A 19079-nucleotide genomic window follows, 5' to 3' on the forward strand; every position below is an offset into this window, starting at 1 on the left:
GGATTGGACCGTTTCAACGACGGCGGCGCAGCGCGCGTCCCACGAGCACCGCGGAGGCGAGGGCGAGGGCCGCGGCGGGGGCGACCCAGCGGAGGGTGGCGCCCGCGCCGCTCGGCTCGGGGGCGGGCACGGGGGCGTACCGGCCGCGCGGCGGCGCGTGGTCGACCTCCTCGGCACTGCGGCCGATCATCGTCCGGCGCGCGTGGGCGGCCTCGGCGGCGGGCGCCGCCGGGATCTCCACGGGCGGGGCGGGCTCGGGGAGCACGTCGTCGTCGAAGCCGGGGTCCCCACCGGGGCCGGGGCCGCCGTCGAAGGCACCGGTGCCGAAGGCGGTCTCCCCCTCGGGAGCGTCGTGGGGGGATTCGCCGGGGGCGTCGTCGGGGGCCACGGCCGGGGCGTCCGCGGCGGCGAGCGCGGCGGCGGCCTCCACGAAGGCGTCGAGGAGCCGGGCGCGGGCGGCGTCCCGGGCCTCCTCGGGCTCGTCGGCGAGCCGGCCGGTGGCGCTGAGGGCGCCGGTGAAGCCGAGTCCGGTGCCTTCGGCCGCCGGGGTGAGGACGACGGTGAGGGAGACTTCGGCGACGCCCTTGCCGCGGACCTCGGTGCCCTCGCCCTCGTAGGTGATCGCGCCGTCGCGTTCGACGATCCGCAGCCCGCCCCGGTAGGTGATGGTGTGGCCGCCGACCCGGAGCCGGAACCGCCCCACGAGGTCCTCGCCGGCTCCGGTGCCGGCGCCGGAGCCCTCGCCGCGGGCCGCCTCGGAGACGTCGCGCTCGAAGCCGGGCAGGCAGCGCGCCACCCGGCCGGGGTCGGTGAGGGTGGCCCGCAGGGCCTCGGCCGGGACCGGGACGAACACCTCATGCTCCATGGGAGCCGAGCCTACTCAGCGGGGCGCCCGGCGTCGCCCGTTCGTCCCGGGTGCCGCGCCCCGGGGTCCCCCGGTCAGTGGCCGTACCGGGGGTGCACCAGCGTGGACGGCGGCAGTCCGGTGATCCGGGTCCGCTCGGCCCGGTGGGCGGCGGCGGCCAGGTCGCGCGGGGCCAGGGAGCGGAGCGGGGGCGCGTCGGCGGCGAGTCCGAGGACGGGCGGCCGGGCGCCGCGGACCGCGAGCAGGAAGCCCCAGTCGTCGGGCTCGTGGCGGGTGCCGCTGTCCCGGTCGGCGCGGTCGGGGCCGGCGGCGAAGCCGGGGGTGCCGCCCTCGGTGCTGTACGGCCGGGTGGCGTAGCCGGCGGCGCGGAGGGTGGCGTCGGCGGTCCAGTAGGTGTGCGGCCGGTCGGTGGCGGGTCCGGCGTGCACGACGAGCCGGCCGCCGTCGGCGAGGGCGCGGGCGGCGAGGCCGTAGAACTCCTGCGCGTACAGCTTGGTGCTGGGGGTGATCCCGGGGTCGGGCAGATCGGAGATCACCACGTCGTACCGTTCCTGCACACGATCGACGGCGCCCCTGAGCCAGTGGAAGGCGTCGGCGTGGACCACCCGCACGCGCGGGTCGCGGAACGCGTGCCCGTTGAGCGCGGCGAGCGCGGGGTCGGTGCGGGCGAGCCGGACGACGCCGGGGTCGAGCTCGACGACGGTGACGGCGCGGACGCCGGGGTAGCGGAGCACTTCGCGGGCGGCGAGGCCGTCGCCGCCGCCGACGATGAGGACGCGCGCGTGCGGCCCGTTCATCGCCGGGTGGACCAGCGCCTCGTGGTAGCGGTACTCGTCCGCGCCGGAGACCCGCAGCCGGCCGTCGAGGTACAGGTCGGGCGGGTCCTCGGGGCCGCCGGTGACCACCACCTCCTGGAGCTCGGTGTGGACGGCGACCCGGACCCGCTCCCCGTACACGGCCCGGCGGGCGGCCTCCTCGAAGTCGTCGACGAGGACGGTCGCGGTGGCGAGCACACCGAGGACGGCGAGGTTGACGCCGACGACGAGCGCGCGGCCCCGGGCGGTGAGGTCGCGGCGGAAGAGCCAGAGCACCAGGGCGGCCCCCGCCACCGCGTTCACCGCGCCGGTGACGAGCGCGCCGGTGAGCTGGCCCAGCCACGGCAGCAGCAGGAACGGGAAGGCGAGGCCGCCGACGAGCGCGCCCACGTAGTCGGCGGCGAAGAGGTCGGCGACGGTGCCGGCCGCGTCCTCGGAGTCGCCGGGCCGGGCCGGCCGCCCGGTCCGGGGCGACCGGCGGGTGCCGACGGACCGTTCCGGCACACGCTGTATGAGCGACATCAGCAGCGGGATCTCCGCGCCGATCAGGACGCCGATGGCGAGCGAGAAGGCCACCAGGACCCAGCGGGACTCGCCGAACCAGGCGAAGCAGGCGTACAGCACCAGCGCCGAGGTGCCGCCGATGAGCGCGAGCGCCCCCTCGACCAGGCCGAAGCCGACGGCGGCGCGGCAGCGCAGCCGCTTGGCGAGCAGCGAGCCCAGTCCCATCGCGAAGACCATGACGGAGAGCACCACGGACGCCTGCGTGACCGAGTCGCCGATCAAGTACGAGGCGAGCGCGACGAGTTCGAGTTCGTAGACGAGACCGCAGGCGGCGCAGACGAAGACGACGGCGAGGACCGGCCACCGCACCGTGTCGCGCGGCCGCGGTGGCGGTCGGCGCCGCACCCTCGTGGGGGGCAGGGTCACGGTCGGCTCGATCATGCCGTAACGCTACGTCACGACCCACGCACCCCTTGTCACCCACACGAGTGCACCTGGGGCTGCGGTGGGGCGCATCAGAGCGTGGCGGGCATACGGGCGCCGATCCTGGTGCGGGTGACCACGAGCTGGCCCTCCTGCGGGTAGGCGTGCCAGGTCCGCCAGCGCACCTGGCCCTCGTGACGCTGCGCCAGCATCGCGGTGAAGGCGTGCGGCGAGCCGGGGAAGGTGCCGGCCAGGCCGTGGGGATGGTCGGCGACCAGCGCGAGCAGCTCCTGCGCCCGGCCCGCGAAGGAGCCCTGGGTGAGCGTCTCGACGCGGGCCGCGAATTCGTACTCCCATTCGCCGATCCGCTTGGAGACGCCGAGCGGCAGCGGGGTGCTGCTGCCCGGCATGCAGGCCACGGTCTCGGAGCAGGTGCGGCCCTCCTCCTCCAGGAGGACCTGGTGGGAGGCGCCCAGCAGTCTCAACTGCAGCTTGGCGCCGGATAGTTCGAGGTCGAGCACGGCGAGGGCGGGCAGCGGCTCGCGGCCCAGCGCCCAGGCCAGGTCGGCCGCGCGCGTGTCGGTGTAGGAGGTCTTCAGGGTGGTGAGCATGGGTCGGCTCCGCAAACACGGTTGGCGGGTGGGCCGGGGGCGCCCCGGAGAGGGTTTCAACGGGAGTGGGGGAATCGCCGGCTCGGGTCCACACACGGTCCGAGGGCTGTCTCTGACAGGAGCGAGAGAACCACGGTCGCCGGACGACTCGCAGCGTTTTTACCCAACTTGCCGTGGTTTCCATCCCCTTCGGGGACCCCACAGTTCAATTGTTCAAACAGAATCGATCGCTGAGCGATCGACAACGGCACCCACGAGGCCGATCCCGCCCCGCCCCCGGCCCGTCGCCCCCCGCGTCCCGTCAGTCGCCCCCACCACCACCGCCACACCCGCCCCCGCCGCAGCTCGACCCGCAGGAGCCGGCGCCCCCGCAGCCGCTGCCGCCGTCGGACCAGCCGCCGCGCCGCCGCTTCCGGCCGCCGCCCGACGAGCCCGTACCCGCCACGATCAGGCCGACGACCACCACGACCATGACCACCGTGACCACGAATCCCATCGTCGTCTCCCCCGTTCCGGCGGCCCCCTGCCGCCTCTGCCCCGGGGATTCCCGCACCGCCCGCAGCCCAAAGCGCACTTGAGCAAGTCCAGAGCTTCGGCCCAGGATGACCGCTATGACGCGACTCAACCGACTGGCCGAGTTCGGCACCACGATCTTCGCCGAGATGTCCGCGCTCGCCGCCAGGACCGGGGCGATCAACCTCGGGCAGGGCTTCCCCGACACCGACGGCCCCGAGGAGGTGCGCGAGGCGGCGGTACGAGCCCTGCGCGACGGCCGCGGCAACCAGTACCCGCCCGGCCCCGGCGTCCCCGAGCTGCGCACCGCGATCGCGGACCACCAGCGCGCCCGCTACGGCCTGGAGTACGACCCCGACACCGAGGTCCTGGTCACGGCCGGCGCCACCGAGGCCATCGCGGCCGCCCTGCTGGCCCTGGTCGAGCCCGGCGACGAGGTCATCGCCCTGGAGCCGTACTACGACTCGTACGCGGCCTGCGTGGCGATGGCCGGCGGCACCAGGGTGCCCGTCACCCTCCGCCCCCACGAGGGCCCCCGCGGCGGAGCCGCCGACAGGCGCTACGTCCTCGACCTCGACGAGCTGCGGGCCGCCGTCAGCCCCCGCACCCGGCTGATCCTCCTCAACACCCCACACAACCCCACCGGCACCGTCCTCACCCCCGCCGAACTCACCGCCGTCGCCGAACTCGCCGTCGAGCGGGACCTCCTGGTCGTCACCGACGAGGTCTACGAGCACCTGGTCTTCGACGGCGCCGAACACCTGCCGATCGCGACCCTCCCCGGCATGCGGGACCGGACCGTCACCATCGGCTCGGCCGGCAAGACGTACTCCTTCACCGGCTGGAAGGTCGGCTGGACCACCGCGAGCCCCGAGCTGACCGCCACCGTCCGCTCGGCCAAGCAGTTCCTCACCTATGTCTCCTCCGGCCCGTTCCAGTACGCCGTCGCCGAGGCGCTCCGTCTGCCCGCCGCCTACTACGACGGGCTGCGCGCGGACCTCCAGGCCAAGCGGGACCTGCTGAGCGACGGGCTCGCGGAGGCCGGGTTCGAGGTCTACCGGCCGCAGGGCACCTACTTCGTCACCACCGACATCCGGCCGCTGGGCGAGGGGGACGGCTTCGCGTTCTGCCGCTCGCTGCCCGAGCGGGCCGGTGTCGTCGCCATCCCGAACGCCGTCTTCTACGACCACCGCGAGGCCGGCGCCCCCTTCGTCCGCTTCGCCTTCTGCAAGCGGACCGACGTCCTCCAGGAGGCCGTGGACCGGCTCAAGCGGCTCGCCTGAGACGCCGGAGGCCGGGTCCCCCGCGGGGGACCCGGCCTCTGTGCGGTGGCGGCGGGGCGGTCAGCCCTCTTCGCCGCCCTCGGCCTTCTCCTCCGGGGAGGACAGGCCGAACTGCTCGACGATCCACTTGTCGAACTCGATCGAGGCGCGGACCCAGCTCACCGTGGAGGACACGAAGTGCTCCAGGGCGACGCCGGTGCCGATCAGCATCTGCGCCTCACCGATGAGACGGAGGGTGGCGGAGCCGTCCTCCTCCTCGTGCAGGTGGGTGTAGACCTTCGGCCACAGGGTGCGGCGGTTCCAGTCGTCGATCGCGTCGAGGACCTTGGCCCGGTCGTCGGCCGAGTGCGGACGGTCGTAGAACGTGCGCACCGAGAACACCTGCTGCTCCGCCTCGCCGCGGAACATGAAGTACGTGCGGAACTCCTCCCACGGCGCCGCGAGGTCACCCTCGTCGTCGACGACGTACTTCAGCTCCATCTGCTCCAGGAGCTGCTTCACGAGGTCCTGGTCGGGGACGACGGGGCCCGCCGGTCCTGCCTGCGGCTGGGGCTGTCCCCCGAAATTCGGAATCGAGGACGGGTCGATGCTCACCGTGTATTTCCCTTCGTACGGATGTTGCCATCCTCCCCCATCCCGGCCCGTCCGTGGCAAGCCCCGCCGGGCCGGATCCGCTGCGGGCTGACATGATCTCCGCCCATGGGGGACGAGAAGAGGCCGTATCGCCGGTGGGTCTGGGTCCTGGCGCTGATCGGGACGGTCTGCGCGGTGCCGCTCGGGCTGCTCGCGTGGGGCGCGTACTCCTTCGGCGAGGCGGGACGCGAGCAGCCGGTCGACTGCGGGAAGGCGATGGAGTTCGCCCGGGCCGCGCTGCCGGAGACCGCCCGGGACGCCCGCTGCACGGGGCGGCACTGGCAGGACACGATCGTCGAGGTGGACTTCCGGATGCCGGTGACGGAGGTGGGCGGCTGGCTGGGGACCACCTACCCCCAGGGCGCGCCGCCGCACTCCTGCGAGGCGGACCTCTGCCGGGACGTCGCCTTCGACCAGCAGCTGTACGTCGACGTGACGGTGGTGTACGAGGACGGCGGCACCGCCCTCGTCCACCTCCGCGCCTTCGACACCTGAGGGCGCCTAGCCGGCCCTGCCGACGATCAGGTCGTCCTCGAAGCGGTCCACCCGGACGGTGTCGCCGTCGCGGACCTCGCCGGCCAGGATCTCCCTGGCGAGCCGGTCGCCGATGGCCGTCTGGATGAGGCGGCGCAGCGGCCGGGCGCCGTACGCCGGGTCGTTGCCCTCCTCGGCCAGCCATTCCAGGGCCTCCGGGGTGACGTCCAGGGTGAGCCGGCGGTCGGCGAGCCGCTTGGCGAGCCGGTCGATCTGCAGGCGCGCGATGCGCCCCAGCTCGGCCCGGTCCAGGGCGGAGAAGACCACCAGGTCGTCGAGGCGGTTGAGGAACTCGGGCTTGAAGCTGGCCCGGACGACCTCCAGGACCTGCTGCTTCTTCTCCTCGGCCGAGGTCAGGGGCTCGACGAGGTACTGGCTGCCCAGGTTCGACGTCAGGATCAGGATCGTGTTGCGGAAGTCGACCGTGCGGCCCTGGCCGTCGGTGAGCCGGCCGTCGTCGAGGACCTGGAGCAGGATGTCGAAGACCTCCGGGTGCGCCTTCTCCACCTCGTCGAGGAGCACGACGCTGTACGGGCGGCGGCGCACGGCCTCGGTGAGCTGGCCGCCCTCCTCGTAGCCGACGTAGCCGGGAGGCGCGCCGACCAGCCGGGCGACGGAGTGCTTCTCGGAGTACTCCGACATGTCGATGCGGACCATGGCCCGCTCGTCGTCGAAGAGGAAGTCGGCGAGCGCCTTGGCCAGCTCGGTCTTGCCGACGCCGGTGGGGCCGAGGAAGAGGAAGGAGCCGGTGGGCCGGTCGGGGTCGGCGATCCCGGCGCGGGTGCGGCGCACCGCGTCGGAGACGGCCCGGACGGCCTCGGTCTGGCCGATGAGCCGGCGGCCCAGCTCGTCCTCCATGCGGAGCAGCTTCTGGGTCTCGCCCTCCAGGAGGCGGCCGGCCGGGATGCCGGTCCAGGCGCCGACGACGTCGGCGATGTCGTCGGGTCCGACCTCCTCCTTGACCATGGTGTCCTTCTGCACCTCGCGCTCGGCCTCGGTGGCCTCGGCCAGCTCGCGCTCCAGGGTCGGGATCTCGCCGTAGAGCAGCTTGGAGGCGGTGTCGAAGTCGCCGTCGCGCTGGGCGCGTTCGGCCCGGCCGCGGGTCTCGTCGAGGCGTTCCTTCAGCTCGCCGACCCGGTTGAGGGACTGCTTCTCCTTCTCCCAGCGGGCGGTGAGGCCGCGCAGCTCCTCCTCGCGGTCGGCGAGGTCGCGGCGGAGCTTCTCCAGGCGCTGGACGCTGGCCGGGTCGGTCTCCTTGGCGAGGGCCAGCTCCTCCATGCGGAGCCGGTCGACGGAGCGCTGGAGCTCGTCGATCTCGACCGGGGAGGAGTCGATCTCCATGCGGAGCCGGGAGGCGGCCTCGTCGACGAGGTCGATGGCCTTGTCGGGGAGGAAGCGGGAGGTGATGTACCGGTCGGACAGGGTCGCGGCGGCCACCAGGGCGGAGTCGTTGATCTGCACCTTGTGGTGGGCCTCGTACCGGCCCTTGAGCCCGCGGAGGATGGCGACGGTGTCCTCGACGGACGGCTCGGCGACCAGGACCTGCTGGAAGCGGCGCTCCAGCGCGGGGTCCTTCTCGATCCGCTCGCGGTACTCGTCGAGGGTGGTCGCGCCGACCATGCGGAGCTCGCCGCGGGCCAGCATGGGCTTCAGCATGTTGCCGGCGTCCATGGCGGAGTCGCCTCCGGCGCCCGCGCCGACGACGGTGTGCAGCTCGTCGATGAAGGTGATGATCTGGCCGTCGCTCTCCTTGATCTCGGAGAGGACGGTCTTCAGCCGCTCCTCGAACTCGCCGCGGTACTTGGCGCCGGCGACCATCGCGCCGAGGTCCAGGGAGACCAGCCGCTTGTTCCGCAGCGACTCGGGGACGTCGCCCTTCACGATCCGCTGGGCGAGGCCCTCGACGACGGCGGTCTTGCCGACGCCGGGCTCGCCGATGAGCACCGGGTTGTTCTTGGTGCGCCGGGAGAGGACCTGGACGACCCGCCGGATCTCGTGGTCGCGGCCGATCACCGGGTCGAGCTTGCCCTCGCGGGCGGCGGCGGTGAAGTCGGTGCCGAACTTCTCCAGGGCCTTGTACGAGCCCTCCGGGTCGGCGGCGGTCACGCGGCGGCCTCCTCGGGCCTTCTCGAAGGCGTCCTGCAGCCGGCGGGCGGTGGCGCCCTGCCGGTCGAGGACCTGGCCGGCCTGCCCGCCCTGGGCGGCGAGGCCGATGAGCAGGTGCTCCGTGGACAGGAACTCGTCGCCGAGCTTCTTGGCGCGCTCGGCGGCGTCGGTGATGACGGCGAGCAGCTCGCGGTTGGGCTGCGGCGGGGCGACGGTCGCGCCGGTCACGCTGGGCAGGGCGGCGAGCAGCCGCTCCGCGCCGGTGCGGACGGCGGCCTGGTCGGCCTCGACGGCGGCGAGCAGGTCGGTGATGTTCTCGTTGTCCTGACCGGCCAGCAGCGCGAGAAGAAGATGGGCCGGGGTCAGGTCGGCGTGTCCCTGGGACACGGCGCGGCTGCTCGCCGCGTTCAGCGCGTCCCGGCTCCTGTTGGTCAGTTCGGCGTCCACGTGCGGGGTCTCCTCCTGGGTGTGGTCCTCTGGGTCCTCGTCTGTTCTGACTCATACAGCGTACATAAAGTTGAGTCTATTCCGCTCAAGGTATCGGAGGTGGTCCGCACGGAGGTAGTTTCCGGGCATGGCGACTGACCCGAGGAACCCCACGGACTCGTATCTCAGCTTCTGGCGCGAGTACCACATGTGCACGCTGACCACGCCGCGCCCGGACGGCACCCCGCACGTGGTGGCCGTCGGCGTCACGTACGACCCCGAGAACGGGCTGGCGCGGGTCATCACCAACAAGCACAGCCGGAAGGTCGCGAACGTGCTCGCGGCCGGCGCGGACGGGGCGCGGGTCGCGGTCTGCCAGGTCGACAAGGGGCGCTGGGCCACCCTGGAGGGCGTCGCGCACATCCGCACGGACGCGGAGACGGTCGCCGACGCGGTGGCCCGCTACGCGGACCGCTACGGCCGCGTGCCGACGCCCAACCCGGACCGGGTCGTCATCGAGATCGCCCTCACCCGGGCGATGGGCCGCGCCTGAACCGTCCGCCGGGAACGGTCCCGGAAAAGCACAACGGCGCCATCGCGTTTCAGGTCCGCGATGGCGCCGTTGTGTGGGGGAAGCACCTGAGCGATCTACAACGACGGGGGCATCGCTCAGGCACTGCGGGGGGTGGCGGTGATGGTCTCAGGCTCGATCAGCTGGTGGTCCCGCTGGTCGAGGTTGACGAAGATCATGCCGTACCTGACGGCACAGCGGATGGGCTGCGGAGCACCGCGGGGGCGGCGGAGGCACCGATAGGCCCGGACGTCCTCGTCCTGTTCCCGTGCGACGACCACAGGTTCTCCGAACAGGGTGACCTTCAGCGAGTCGCCACGGTGGGGGATGGCCGTGACGAGATCGACGAAGTGCCAACCGGACCGGTAGGCCGAAGCCATCTCCCTGCGGAAGACCCGGTCGTCCGGAGGGACGGTCATGCCCCGGAGTCCAGCGGAGCCGAGTCCCAGGTGGGCTCGGACTCGCCGGCCGGCGCGACGTCCCACGTGGGCTCGCCGAGGGCGAAGTCCCATGTGGGCTCCCGCTCACCGACCGGGACGAGGTCCCACGTCGGCTCGCCCGGAGCCGCGACGACGTGCGCGGGCGGAGCGTCCCACGTCGGTTCGCCGTTGAGGGCGACGACACCGACAGCAGCCGCGGCAGCGAAAGCTATGGCGCCAAGTGCACGAACCATCCTGGTCATGGCCGATCTCCACCTCTTTTAATCACTACCTCCCCCGCGTTTAAGACGATGACTCACACCGATCCCTTCTGCCACCACCGCCAGGCATCATGTTCCTGTAATTCAAGACCCTGAGGGGGGTTCATATGGTGCCAATACGGGAGGGAATGGACACCGACCATCTCCCGGGGGAGCCCTGCGATGCCGGAAAAGCCCGGTACGCCGCGGCTCTCCGCGCCGGCCGGATAGCCCGCGAGGACCTCGCCGGCGATCCGTGCCTCATCGACCTGGCCCTCGTCCGCACCGATCCCGACGACGTGCGCTGGCTCCGCCCGGTGCCTCCGTCGGTCGCCCTGAACAAGCTGGTCCACCCGATCGAGCAGGAGATCCAGCAGCAGCGGCAGCGGGCGCTGGACCTCGCCGACGCGTTCGAGCCGTTCATGTCGATCAGCACGCCCGACCCCTCCGCCGTCCAGGCGATCACCGTCCTGGAGGGGCTGGACGTCATCAACGACACCCTGGACCGGGTCCTCGACGAGTGCACCGAGGAGCTCCTCACCATCCAGCCGGGCAGCGGCCGCAAGCCCGAGGTCGTCCAGGACGGCCTGCGCCGGGTGGAGCCCCTCCTCGAACGGGGCATCCGGATGCGCACGCTCTACCAGCACACCGCGCGCCACCACTCGGCCACCATGGGGTACGTCGAGCGGATCGGCCCCTACGGGCTGGAGGTCCGCACCCTCGAGGAGATCATCGACCGGCTGATCGTCGTCGACCGGAAGGTCGCCTTCGTGCCCGCCCGCACCGACCGCCGGGTCGCCCTGGAACTCCGCCACGAAGGGCTCGTGCGGTATCTGGTCGGCGTCTTCGACCAGTTCTGGCTCTACGGCGTGCCCTGGGAGGCGGAGGTCCCGTACACCCACTCCGTCGAGGGCGTCAGCGGCATCCAGCTCTCCATCGCCAAGCTCCTCGTCGAGGGCCACGTCGACGAGGCCATCGCGCGCCGGCTGGGGATGAACGTGCGGACCTGCCGGGCGCACATCGCCAAGCTCGCGGCCACGCTGGGGAGCGGGAGCCGGGCGCAGCTCGGGTATCTGATCGCCCGGTCCGGCATCCTCGAGCAGGACGGCTGACGGGGGTGCGCGCGAAGGTCGCGCTCGACGGGACCGCCGGCACCCTGCGGGTCTCCGGGGACGGGCTGCCCGTCGTGGAGCTCGTCCGGGCGGCCGGGACGCCGGCCGACGCCCACACGCCCATCGGCACCCGCAGGGCCGCCCTGCTGACGCTCACCGTCGACGGCGTGCCCGCCAAGATCCGCCCGGCCCGCGGGCGGCTGCTGGTGCGGCGCTCGTACCGGGTGGACGTCCGGGCCGGCGGCGTCCGGTACCGGCTGGTGCCGTGCTCGTACGAGGAGAGCCGGCTCAGCCGGGGCGGGCGGCGGATCGGCACCCTGACCTCCAGCGGCGACGGACGGGTCACCGACGAGTGGGACGCCGGTCCGGCCCCGCTGGACCTCGCCGTCGGCACCGCGCTGGCCGCCGCGTTCGGCACCGGCGCCGCGCCCTGGTGGGAGACGCTCGGCGACATCGTGGGCGAGCTGCTGGGCTGACGCACGCCGAAGGCCCCCACCACGACACCGTGGCGGGGGCCTTCGCGCGGTACGGCTTCGGGCTAGTGGTCGCGCTTGGGGCGCCAGACCACCAGGGCGCTCGCCTGCTGGACGTCCTGGTAGGGGACCAGGTCGCGCCGGTAGGAGGCGTGCACCTGGGCCTCGCGCTGCCGCATCGCCGCGGCCGCGCCCTCGACGGCCGTGGAGAGCTCGGCGACCCGGGCCTGGAGCGCCGCGACCTGGTTCTCCAGCTCGATGATGCGCTTGATTCCGGCCAGGTTGATGCCCTCGTCCTGCGACAGCTGCTGCACCTGGCGGAGCAGTTCGATGTCGCGGGCCGAGTAGCGGCGGCCCCGGCCGGCCGTACGGTCCGGGGAGACCAGACCCAGGCGGTCGTACTGCCGCAGGGTCTGCGGGTGCAGACCGGACAGCTGGGCCGCCACCGAGATGACGTACACCGGGGTCTCGTCGGTCAGTTCGTACGGATTGCGCCGTCTTCCTTCCACCGCGTCACGCTCCCTTCGCCGCCTGGAACAGCTCCGCCCTGGGGTCCGTGTCGGCGGTCGCCGTACGGTACTGCTCCAGGGCCTCGCGGGCCTTGTCGTCCAGCTCCTTCGGCACCGCGACCTCCACCGTCACCAGCAGGTCGCCGCGCGTGCCGTCCTTGCGGACCGCGCCCTTGCCGCGGGCGCGCATGGTCCGGCCGTTCGGGGTGCCGGCGGGCAGCTTCAGCGTGACCGCCGGGCCGCCGAGGGTCGGCACCTTGATCTCGCCGCCGAGCGCCGCCTCCACGTAGGAGACCGGCACCGTGACGGTGAGGTTGTCGTCCTTGCGGCCGAAGACCGGGTGGGCGTCGACGTGCACCACGACGAACAGGTCGCCGTGGGGCCCGCCGCGCTCGCCCGGGGCGCCCTTGCCGCGCAGCCGGATCTTCTGCCCGTCGGAGACGCCCGCCGGGATCCTGACCTGCATGGTCCGCGAGGACTTGGCCCGGCCGGAGCCCTTGCAGACCTCGCAGGGGTTCTCCGCGATCAGACCGCGGCCCTTGCAGTCCACGCACGGGTCGGTGAGCGAGAAGCCGCCGCCGCTGCCGCGCGAGACCTGGCCGGTGCCGACGCAGGTCGGGCACACGCGGGGGGTGCCGTTCTTGTCGCCGGTGCCGGAGCAGGCCGTGCACGGCTGCTGGCTGGACATCCGCAGCGGCACGGTGGCGCCCTCGATGGCCTCGGTGAAGCTGAGCGTCACCTCGGACTCGATGTCCTGGCCCCGGCGCGGCTGCGTACGGGCGCCCGCACCGCCGCCCCGGTTGAACAGGCCGCCGAAGACGTCCCCGAGGCCGCCTCCGCCGCCGAAACCGCCGGCCCCGCCCTGGGCGCCGCCGAAGAGGTCGCCCAGGTCGAAGTTGAACGAGCCGCCCGCCCCGGGACCGCCGGCCCGGAAGCCGCCGTTCCCGAAGAGGGCGCGCGCCTCGTCGTACTCCTTGCGCTTCTTGGGGTCACCGAGGACGTCGTTCGCCTCGGAGATCTCCTTGAAGCGCTCCTCCGCCTTGGTGTCGCCCTTGTTGGCGTCCGGATGGTTCTCGCGGGCGAGCTTCCGGTACGCCTTCTTGATCTCGGCGTCGGTGGCGTCCTTGGGGACGCCGAGGACCTTGTAGTAGTCCTTCTCGACGAAGTCCTTCGTGTTCATCGACGTCCCTCCTCCCGCACGCGGGTACGGCTGTTACTCGCTGTCCTGCTCGGACGAGCCGGTCTTGTCGGTGTCGTCCGGCTCCTCGGCCTTGCCCTGCGCCCCGGGCTGGGGCTCGGCGACGGCCACGCGGGCGGGCCGGATGGTCCGCTCGCCGATCCGGTACCCCGGCTGCAGGATCGCGACGCAGGTCGTCTCGGTGACGTCCGGCGCGTACGAGTGCATCAGGGCCTCGTGGATGGTCGGGTCGAAGGGCTCGCCCTCCTTGCCGAACTGCTGCAGACCCATCTTGGCGACGACGGTCTCCAGCGATTCGGCCACCGACTTGAAGCCGCCCACGAGCTCGCCGTGGTCCCGGGCCCGGCCGACGTCGTCGAGGACGGGCAGGAGCTCGGACAGGAGGCTCGCGACGGCGATCTCCTTGACCGTGACCCGGTCCCGCTCCACGCGGCGGCGGTAGTTCTGGTACTCGGCCTGGAGCCGCTGGAGGTCCGCGGTGCGCTCGGTGAGCGCGGCACGGGCCTGGTCCAGCTGGGCGGTGAGGCCGGCGTCGGCCGCCGGCGCACTGTTCGCGTCCCCGGCCGGGGCCGCCGTGTCCTCGGGGGACTCGGCGGCCTCGGCGGCGTCGCCGGAGGGGACGTCGGGCTTCTCCTCGAAGCCCGGGGTCTCCTCGCTCACGCCTGGCCGTCCTTCTTGGGCTCGTCGTCGACGATCTCGGCGTCGACGACATCGTCGTCGGCCTTCGCCTGGCCGGCGTCGGCGCCACCCGCGGCCTGGGCCGCCTGGGCGTCGGCGTACATCGCCTGGCCGAGCTTCTGGGAGACGGCCGCGACCTTCTCGGTGGCGGTGCGGATCTCCGCGGCGTCCTCGCCCTTGAGCTTCTCGCGGAGCTCGACGAGCGCGGCCTCGACCTCGGACTTCACGTCGCCCGGGACCTTGTCCTCGTTGTCCTTGAGGAACTTCTCGGTCTGGTAGAGCAGGTTCTCGCCCTGGTTGCGGGACTCGGCGGCCTCGCGGCGGCGGTGGTCCTCGTCCGCGTACTGCTCGGCCTCCTGGCGCATCCGGTCGACCTCGTCCTTCGGCAGCGAGGAGCCGCCGGTGACGGTCATCTTCTGCTCCTTGCCCGTGCCCAGGTCCTTCGCGGTCACGTGCATGATGCCGTTGGCGTCGATGTCGAAGGCGACCTCGATCTGCGGTACGCCGCGCGGGGCCGGCGGGAGGCCGGTCAGCTCGAACATGCCGAGCTTCTTGTTGTACGCCGCGATCTCGCGCTCGCCCTGGTAGACCTGGATCTGCACGGACGGCTGGTTGTCCTCGGCCGTCGTGAAGATCTCGGACCGCTTGGTCGGGATCGTGGTGTTGCGCTCGATGAGCTTGGTCATGATGCCGCCCTTGGTCTCGATGCCGAGGGACAGCGGGGTGACGTCGAGGAGCAGGACGTCCTTGACCTCGCCCTTGAGGACACCGGCCTGGAGCGCGGCGCCGATGGCGACGACCTCGTCCGGGTTCACGCCCTTGTTGGCCTCGTTGCCACCGGTCAGCTCCTTGACGAGCTCGGCGACGGCCGGCATGCGGGTCGAGCCGCCGACCAGGACCACGTGGTCGATCTCGGAGAGGGCGATGCCCGCGTCCTTGATGACGTTGTGGAACGGGACCTTGCAGCGCTCGAGCAGGTCCGCGGTGAGCTGCTGGAACTGGGCGCGGGTGAGCTTCTCGTCCAGGTGCAGCGGGCCCTCGGCGGAGGCCGTGATGTAGGGCAGGTTGATGGAGGTCTCGGTCGAGGAGGAGAGCTCGATCTTCGCCTTCTCGGCCGCCTCGCGCAGACGCTGGAGCGCCATCTTGTCGGCGGACAGGTCGACGCCGTGACCGTTCTTGAACTGGGTCACCAGGTAGTCGACGACGCGCTGGTCCCAGTCGTCACCACCGAGGTGGTTGTCACCGTTGGTGGCCTTCACCTCGACGACGCCGTCGCCGATCTCCAGGAGGGACACGTCGAAGGTGCCGCCACCGAGGTCGAAGACGAGGATCGTCTGGTCGTCCTTGTCGAGGCCGTAGGCCAGGGCGGCCGCGGTCGGCTCGTTGACGATGCGCAGGACGTTGAGGCCCGCGATCTCGCCGGCCTCCTTGGTGGCCTGGCGCTCGGAGTCGTTGAAGTACGCCGGGACGGTGATGACCGCGTCGACGACCTTCTCGCCCAGGTAGGCCTCGGCGTCGCGCTTCAGCTTCTGCAGGATGAAGGCGCTCATCTGCTGCGGGTTGAAGCTCTTGCCGTCGATCTCGATCTTCCAGTCGGTGCCCATGTGGCGCTTGACCGACCGGATGGTCCTGTCGACGTTGGTGACGGCCTGGCGCTTGGCCACCTCGCCGACGAGCACCTCGCCGTTCTTCGCGAAGGCGACGACGGACGGCGTGGTCCTGGCGCCCTCCGCGTTCGTGATGACGGTGGGCTCGCCGCCTTCCAGAACGCTGACGACGGAGTTAGTCGTGCCCAGGTCGATGCCGACCGCACGTGCCATTTCGATTCCTCCAGCTGACTGACTTGAGCGGAACTGACTCAAGGATGCATGACGGAACGCGGGGCGTCAACAGACTTGAGTCGAGTCCGCTCAACTCTTCGCCGGTTCTGTCGCTCAAAGAGACGCACGGGGCGCGTCGATGCCTGACCCGGAGCGCGAGAAGTGGCAGAGTCCTGATGCCCTTTGCCGGGCAAAGCAGGCATATCCCACGAACATCCCATGATCTCAGCCGGAGGGGTCCGGGGCATGACGGCGAACCATCGCAGTGTCGACCTCAAGCACGGCTTCGCCCTCGGGCACGGCCGCGCACCCGGACACGGCCCCGACCGCGACGCCCCCGGCGCCGCCCGCGCCCTCGACCTCAAGCGGGCCTTCGACCTCGTCGCGGGCACGGCGCTGCTGCTCGTCCTCTCCCCCGTCCTCGCCGGCGCCGCGCTGCTGCTCACCCTCGCCCAGGAGGGCCCCGCCCTGCGCCGGCGCACGATGGCCGGACTGGGCGGGCGCCCCTTCACGATGCTGACCCTCCGCACCCGGAGCCCGCTGGCGGCGCTGCCGCTGCTGCTGCACGTGGTCCGGGGCCAGATGTCGCTCGTCGGCCCCTGTCCGCTCTCCCCCACCCACCGCGAGTGCTCCGGCGAGACCCGGCGCCGGCTCTCCGTACGCCCCGGGATGACCGGGCCGTGGCAGATCAGCGGCCGTTCCGACCTGCCCTGGGAGGAGCGGGAGCTGCTCGACCTCCACTATGTGGACCACCACTGGCTCGGCATGGACCTGGCCGTTCTGGCGCGTACGCTTCCAGCAGTCCGCCGACGTCGTCTCCGGCGCACCTCCGCCCGTCCGGCAAGGCTTGCCTGAGCGACACAGATCACCGCGAGGCCCGCTACAAGTGGGGCGCTCCGACCGGTAATCTCAGCACGGACTAGATAAGTTACCGCTTAGTAGGCTCAGGGCGAGAGAAGAGGCGAGCGCAGGCCGCCCCCGCCGCGCCCCAGGCCCGCCCGAGGAGCCCGTCATGCAACTCGCCGCGATCATCGTGTCGCTGACGCTGACCGTGGTCGGCGTTGCCCTGCTCGCTCGCGCCATCGGCCAGTTCGTCCGGTACTTCAAGCTCGGCCAGCCCGTCCCGGCCGGCACCCGTACCGACAACCCCTACCAGCGCAGCGTGACGCTGGTCCGGGAGTTCCTGGGCCACACCCGGATGAACCGCTGGGGCATCGTGGGCTTCGCCCACTGGTTCGTCGCCATCGGCTTCCTGACCCTGCCGCCGACCCTCGCGCAGGCGTTCGGTCAGCTCTTCCAGGCCGACTGGACGCTGCCCGTCATCGGTGGCTTCCTGCCCTTCGAGCTCTACATCGAGTTCATCGGCGTCATGACGATCCTCGGCATCGCCGTGCTGATCGTCATCCGCCTGCTGAGCCTCCCTGGCCGCGCCGGCCGCAAGTCCCGCTTCGCCGGCTCCAAGGCGGGCCAGGCGTACTTCGTCGAGTACGTGATCCTCACCATCGGCCTCGCGATCTACGTGCTGCGCGGCCTGGAGGGCGCGATCCACCACGTCGAGCACTACGAGGCCGCGTACTTCGCCTCGTACCCGCTCGTCCTGGCCTTCAAGGGCCTCTCCCTCCCCACCCTCCAGACGCTCATCTACTTCACCGCCATGGTGAAGATCAGCACCTCGTTCATCTGGATGATCGTGGTCTCGCTGAACACCAACATGGGCGTCGCCTGGCACCGCTTCCTCGGCTTCCCGAACATCTGGTTCAAGCGCAACGCGACCGGCGAGACCGCCCTGGGCGCGCTCCAGCCGATGACGACCGGCGGCAAGCCGATCGACTTCGAGGAGCCGGGCGAGGACGACGTCTACGGCGTCTCCCAGGTCGAGCAGTTCTCCTGGAAGGGCCTCCTCGACTTCTCCACCTGCACCGAGTGCGGCCGCTGCCAGTCGCAGTGCCCCGCCTGGAACACCGGCAAGCCCCTCTCCCCCAAGCTCCTGATCATGTCGCTGCGCGACCACGCGCACGCCAAGGCGCCGTACCTGCTCGCGGGCGGCGGCAAGACCATGGAGGGCGAGGAGAAGGCGTCCGAGGAGCAGCTGAAGGACGTCCCGGCCGCGGCGCTGGCCGAGGCCGAGCGCCCGCTGATCGGCACCGTCGAGGAGAACGGCGTCATCGACCCGGACGTCCTGTGGTCCTGCACCACCTGCGGCGCCTGCGTCGAGCAGTGCCCGGTCGACATCGAGCACATCGACCACATCGTCGACATGCGCCGCTACCAGGTGATGATCGAGTCCGCGTTCCCGTCCGAGGCGGGCACGATGCTCAAGAACCTGGAGAAGAAGGGCAACCCCTGGGGCCTGGCCAAGAAGCAGCGCGTCGAGTGGACCAAGGAGGTCGACTTCGAGGTCCCGATCGTCGGCAAGGACATCGAGGACCTGTCCGAGGTCGACTACCTCTACTGGGTCGGCTGCGCCGGCGCCCTGGAGGACCGCGCCAAGAAGACCACCAAGGCCTTCGCGGAGCTGCTGCACATCGCGGGCGTCAAGTTCGCGATCATGGGCGGCGAGGAGAAGTGCACCGGTGACTCCCCGCGCCGTCTGGGCAACGAGCCGCTGTTCCAGCAGCTCGGCCAGGAGAACGTCGCGATGCTGAACATGGCGTTCGGCGAGGACGACGAGGACGAGTCGACGAAGAAGCCGAAGTCGGCCAAGAAGATCGTCTCCACCTGCCCGCACTGCTTCAACACCATCGCCAACGAGTACCCGCAGCTCGGCGGCGAGTACGAGGTCATCCACCACACCCAGCTGCTCCAGCACCTCATCGACGAGGGCAAGCTGATCCCGGTGACCCCGGTCGACGGTCTGATCACCTACCACGACCCCTGCTACCTGGGCCGCCACAACAAGGTCTACACGCCGCCGCGCGAGATCATGTCCGCCGTCCCCGGCCTGCGCCAGCAGGAGATGCACCGCCACAAGGAGCGCGGCTTCTGCTGCGGCGCCGGCGGCGCCCGGATGTGGATGGAGGAGCGGATCGGCAAGCGCATCAACACCGAGCGCGTCGACGAGGCCCTGTCCCTCAACCCGGACATCGTCTCCACCGCCTGCCCGTTCTGCCTCGTCATGCTCACGGACTCCGTGAACGGCAAGAAGAACGACGGCAAGGCCAAGGAGAGCCTCCAGGTCGTCGACGTGGCCCAGCTGCTGCTCGACTCGGTGAAGACCCCGGTCGACCCCGAGCCGGAGGCCCCGGCCGAGGAGCCGGAGCCCGAGCCGGCCGCGTAACCGCTCGCGTACGTGCCGAAGGGCCGCCCCGTTCTCGGACGGGGCGGCC

19 protein-coding genes are annotated in these 19079 nt (G+C 71.8%); 7 read left to right on the top strand and 12 right to left on the bottom strand.

The annotated features are described in order from the left end of the window. Positions 1-13 precede the first annotated feature (13 nt). From ABFY03_RS17915 to ABFY03_RS17930, 4 genes are all read right to left on the bottom strand, one after another. Positions 14-865, bottom strand: a complete 852-nt coding sequence (locus ABFY03_RS17915) for an SRPBCC family protein (protein WP_346170356.1) — start codon at positions 863-865, stop codon at positions 14-16. 74 nt (positions 866-939) lie between these two features. Continuing rightward, a complete protein-coding gene (locus tag ABFY03_RS17920) occupies positions 940-2625 on the bottom strand; it encodes a polyamine aminopropyltransferase (protein WP_319009485.1) in 1686 nt (561 codons plus the stop codon). A gap of 74 nt (positions 2626-2699) precedes the next feature. Then, positions 2700-3218 carry a DUF2617 family protein gene (locus ABFY03_RS17925; protein ID WP_319009484.1) on the bottom strand — a complete coding sequence of 173 codons (519 nt, stop codon included), beginning with the start codon at positions 3216-3218 and terminating at the stop codon, positions 2700-2702. A 301-nt stretch (positions 3219-3519) separates the two neighbouring features. Further along, positions 3520-3714: a hypothetical protein gene (locus tag ABFY03_RS17930; protein ID WP_319009483.1), complete on the bottom strand. Its 195-nt coding sequence runs from the start codon at positions 3712-3714 to the stop codon at positions 3520-3522. 106 nt (positions 3715-3820) lie between these two features. Here ABFY03_RS17930 and ABFY03_RS17935 point away from each other — a divergent pair, with 106 nt between their 5' ends. Beyond that, positions 3821-5014 carry a pyridoxal phosphate-dependent aminotransferase gene (locus ABFY03_RS17935; protein WP_319009482.1) on the top strand — a complete coding sequence of 398 codons (1194 nt, stop codon included), beginning with the start codon at positions 3821-3823 and terminating at the stop codon, positions 5012-5014. A gap of 60 nt (positions 5015-5074) precedes the next feature. Here the strand turns inward: ABFY03_RS17935 and ABFY03_RS17940 are convergent, their stop codons facing one another. After that, positions 5075-5608: a type III secretion system chaperone family protein gene (locus tag ABFY03_RS17940; RefSeq protein WP_319009481.1), complete on the bottom strand. Its 534-nt coding sequence runs from the start codon at positions 5606-5608 to the stop codon at positions 5075-5077. Positions 5609-5713: 105 nt separating this feature from the next. Between ABFY03_RS17940 and ABFY03_RS17945 the strand changes: the two genes are divergently transcribed. Beyond that, positions 5714-6142, top strand: coding sequence for a hypothetical protein (locus tag ABFY03_RS17945; protein ID WP_319009480.1), 429 nt, complete (start codon positions 5714-5716; stop codon positions 6140-6142). A 6-nt stretch (positions 6143-6148) separates the two neighbouring features. On the opposite strand, the gene clpB is transcribed toward ABFY03_RS17945, so the two are convergent. Beyond that, positions 6149-8734, bottom strand: a complete 2586-nt coding sequence (gene clpB, locus ABFY03_RS17950; protein WP_346170357.1) for an ATP-dependent chaperone ClpB — start codon at positions 8732-8734, stop codon at positions 6149-6151. A gap of 127 nt (positions 8735-8861) precedes the next feature. Here clpB and ABFY03_RS17955 point away from each other — a divergent pair, with 127 nt between their 5' ends. Further along, positions 8862-9266, top strand: a complete 405-nt coding sequence (locus tag ABFY03_RS17955) for a pyridoxamine 5'-phosphate oxidase family protein (protein WP_319009478.1) — start codon at positions 8862-8864, stop codon at positions 9264-9266. A 116-nt stretch (positions 9267-9382) separates the two neighbouring features. Here ABFY03_RS17955 and ABFY03_RS17960 read toward each other — a convergent pair whose 3' ends face one another. Continuing rightward, positions 9383-9703, bottom strand: a complete 321-nt coding sequence (locus ABFY03_RS17960) for a Rieske (2Fe-2S) protein (protein WP_031008718.1) — start codon at positions 9701-9703, stop codon at positions 9383-9385. Beyond that, a complete protein-coding gene (locus ABFY03_RS17965) occupies positions 9700-9966 on the bottom strand; it encodes a hypothetical protein (RefSeq protein WP_319009477.1) in 267 nt (88 codons plus the stop codon). The genes ABFY03_RS17960 and ABFY03_RS17965 overlap by 4 nt, the downstream gene beginning before the upstream one ends. 146 nt (positions 9967-10112) lie before the next feature. Between ABFY03_RS17965 and ABFY03_RS17970 the strand changes: the two genes are divergently transcribed. After that, positions 10113-11075, top strand: a complete 963-nt coding sequence (locus ABFY03_RS17970) for a helix-turn-helix transcriptional regulator (RefSeq protein ID WP_319009476.1) — start codon at positions 10113-10115, stop codon at positions 11073-11075. Between the two features lie 5 nt (positions 11076-11080). Further along, positions 11081-11551: a hypothetical protein gene (locus tag ABFY03_RS17975; RefSeq protein ID WP_346170358.1), complete on the top strand. Its 471-nt coding sequence runs from the start codon at positions 11081-11083 to the stop codon at positions 11549-11551. A 62-nt stretch (positions 11552-11613) separates the two neighbouring features. On the opposite strand, the gene ABFY03_RS17980 is transcribed toward ABFY03_RS17975, so the two are convergent. From ABFY03_RS17980 to dnaK, 4 genes are read right to left on the bottom strand one after another with little or no spacing between them, the layout of a single operon-like run. After that, entirely contained in the window at positions 11614-12057 is a 444-nt protein-coding gene (locus ABFY03_RS17980; protein WP_031008710.1) for a heat shock protein transcriptional repressor HspR, read from the bottom strand. A gap of 4 nt (positions 12058-12061) precedes the next feature. Beyond that, complete coding sequence (gene dnaJ, locus ABFY03_RS17985; RefSeq protein WP_319009474.1) at positions 12062-13237, bottom strand: molecular chaperone DnaJ; 1176 nt, start codon at positions 13235-13237, stop codon at positions 12062-12064. Positions 13238-13270: 33 nt separating this feature from the next. Beyond that, positions 13271-13915 (bottom strand): nucleotide exchange factor GrpE, encoded by a 645-nt coding sequence (gene grpE / locus ABFY03_RS17990; protein WP_319009473.1) that lies wholly within the window; start codon positions 13913-13915, stop codon positions 13271-13273. After that, positions 13912-15753 carry a molecular chaperone DnaK gene (dnaK, locus tag ABFY03_RS17995; RefSeq protein ID WP_031008702.1) on the bottom strand — a complete coding sequence of 614 codons (1842 nt, stop codon included), beginning with the start codon at positions 15751-15753 and terminating at the stop codon, positions 13912-13914. The genes grpE and dnaK overlap by 4 nt, the downstream gene beginning before the upstream one ends. 246 nt (positions 15754-15999) lie before the next feature. Between dnaK and ABFY03_RS18000 the strand changes: the two genes are divergently transcribed. Then, complete coding sequence (locus ABFY03_RS18000) at positions 16000-16608, top strand: sugar transferase (protein WP_346170359.1); 609 nt, start codon at positions 16000-16002, stop codon at positions 16606-16608. A gap of 157 nt (positions 16609-16765) precedes the next feature. Beyond that, positions 16766-19030 carry a heterodisulfide reductase-related iron-sulfur binding cluster gene (locus ABFY03_RS18005; RefSeq protein ID WP_346170360.1) on the top strand — a complete coding sequence of 755 codons (2265 nt, stop codon included), beginning with the start codon at positions 16766-16768 and terminating at the stop codon, positions 19028-19030. Positions 19031-19079 lie beyond the last annotated feature (49 nt).

Source organism: Streptomyces roseofulvus, assembly GCF_039534915.1.
Taxonomy (GTDB): Bacteria; Actinomycetota; Actinomycetes; order Streptomycetales; family Streptomycetaceae; genus Streptomyces; species Streptomyces roseofulvus.